Source organism: Acidobacteriota bacterium, assembly GCA_028875725.1.
Lineage (GTDB): Bacteria > Acidobacteriota > Thermoanaerobaculia > Multivoradales > Multivoraceae > Multivorans.
Map to the genome: position 1 here is coordinate 1 of JAPPCR010000020.1, position 2,264 is coordinate 2,264.

2 protein-coding genes are annotated in these 2,264 nt (G+C 69.1%); both read right to left on the reverse strand.

Annotation, left to right across the window (positions count from 1 at the left end):
* Positions 1–32: 32 nt before the first annotated feature.
* Entirely contained in the window at positions 33–836 is an 804-nt protein-coding gene (gene istB, locus OXI49_15430) for an IS21-like element helper ATPase IstB (GenBank protein MDE2691898.1), read from the reverse strand.
* On the reverse strand, positions 833–2,128 hold the full coding sequence (gene istA / locus OXI49_15435; protein MDE2691899.1) for an IS21 family transposase: 1,296 nt from the start codon (positions 2,126–2,128) through the stop codon (positions 833–835). The genes istB and istA overlap by 4 nt, the downstream gene beginning before the upstream one ends.
* Positions 2,129–2,264 lie beyond the last annotated feature (136 nt).

Sequence of the window (2,264 nt, forward strand, 5' to 3'; positions counted from 1 at the left end):
TGACGCCGATCAGCGAAATTCCCCAGAGTTGATCAGCGGAATTCCCCACCCGGGGGTGGTTGGATTGTAGTTGTGTGTTGACGGTTGCGGGCTTGGTGGGCTCGTAGGCGGTAGCTGTCGCCGGTGATGTTGATGACGGCGCAGCGGTGTAGGAGCCGGTCGAGCATGGCGGCGGCGATGGTGGTGTCGCCGAAGATGTCTCCCCAGGCGTTGGCGCCTCGGTTGGTGGTCAGGATGATGCTGGATTTGAGGTAGCGCTGGCTGATGACTTGGAACAGGGCGTTGGCGTCGGCGGTGGGCATTGGGAGGTATCCGAGCTCGTCGATGATCAACACGGCGGGCCCGGCGAAGAATCGCATGGTGGTGGCCCAGCGTCCTTCGAGGGCGGCTTTGCGGCATCGGGCGGCGAGGTCGGCGGCGGTGGTGTAGTAGACGCGCAGGCCGGCTTCGACGGCTTCGTGTCCCAGGGCGACGGCGAGCATGGTCTTGCCCACGCCGGGCGGTCCGATGAACAAGACGTTGGTGGCGTCGGCGGTGTAGTGGCAGCTGGCCAGGTCACGGATGAGCGCGGGGTCGATTGAGGGTTGGGCGTCGAAGTCGAAGTCGGTGAGTCTCCAGGGGGCTGGGAAGTTCGCGAAGCGCATCCGCCCGGCGAGGCGGCGGGCCTCGGTGGCGTCGACCTCGACAGCGAGGAGCTGTTCGAGGAACTCGGTGTGGGTCTGACCCGAGCCGCTGGCGTGCTCGAGCGCGGCGGGCAGCGCCTCGGCCGCGGCGGGCAGCTTGAGGTAGGCCAGATGCGACCGCAGCTGCTGATAGAGGCTGTCTTTGGGGCTCACGAGGCCTCCGGTTGGGTGAGGCGCCGGTAGACGTCGAGGTCGACGACTGGATCGGCGCCGATGTGTGGGCTCAGGCGGGCCGCGATGGCGGCGGCTTGGGGGCTGGGGGGCCGGTTGGCTTTGCGCCGGCAGGGGCTTTGGGTGTCGAAGGCTGCGAGCACCGCGGCCTGCAGGGCCTGTGCGTGCTCAGGGCAGCGGATGGTGCGGTGAGCGCCCGAAGGTGCCAGCCGGTGCTCGGCCACGGCGCGTCCGGCGTTGTGGATCTCGATGAGGTCGGCGCCGACTCGGTGGGTGACCACCACGTTCGCGCCGGCCAGCTCGGGAGGGACCGAGTAGCGGTTGCCCCACACCGCCACCAGCGCGTTCGCCGACACGATCCGCTCAAGGGTGAGCGTCACAGGGAACGCGGCCGCGGGGAGAGCCCCCAGCGGCTCGCCGGCCGCGGCCTCCGCGACGGTGAGGACGTCGCCGCCGACGCGGCGCACCCGAGCGTCTGCGACCTCGATGCACCAGCGGTCAGCTGAGGCCTGCGCTGCCTCGGGTGAGGCGACCGCAGCGGTGCGCCACCACGACTGGGTGAGATAGTCGATGCCCTTCTCGACTGCGCCCTTGCGCCTGGGGCGCCGAGGAGGGCACACATCGACCGCGGCGCCATAGTGCTTGGCGACGGCCGCGAACGACGCCTGGAGCCTGTCCGTGCCCGGTGCCACCACCGCGGCCATGCGGTCGGTTCTCCAGCGCCGGGCGGTCCCCCCGAGGCGTTCCAGCACCTGGTGGATGCCGGCCACCAGATGGGGCTGGTCCATCGACTCCGAGAACCAGCACCGCAGCCGCCCCGAGTGCGACAGCACACCGACCAGCACGAACGCCGCAGTGCCCCACGGGGTGTCTCGCAGCTCCAGCCAGTCCCACTGGATCTCCTCACCGGGCGGGTGCTCGATGTCAACATGAGCCCGCTGAGGCGAGCACGCCTGACACTCCGGCCGCAGGCCCCCGAGCCGGATGCGGCGCACGAACGTCGGATACGACGCCTGATAGCCCAGCCTCTGGGCCTCGCCGAACAGCACCGTCGCCCGAACATGGGGATCCTCAACCAGCCGCTGGCGCACATAGTCCGCCACCGCGTCGAAGGGATCCACCGCGCTGCTGCGGCGCACCCCCGCCTGCCGCTCACCGGCGAGGTGGGCGCGCACCGTCTTGCGGTCCAGACCCAAATGCCGGGCGATCGCCGAGATCGACCAACCCTGTGCCCTCAGTGCGTGAAGCTCCACGTCTTCTCCATGTGTGATCATCTGAGCCGGGGCTCCTCTGGTCGCTGACGCTCTGGCGAACGTCCAGCACAAAGGAGCCCCACCCCATGTGGGTGGATGGCCCCGCAGGTGGGGAATTTCAGTGATCAGAAGTGGGGAATTTCAGTGATCGCCGTCA

Excerpts from the sequence above, each read along its gene's own strand:
- istA (MDE2691899.1), bottom strand. The coding sequence starts at position 2,128 with ATGATCACACATGGAGAAGACGTGGAGCTTCACGCACTGAGGGCACAG.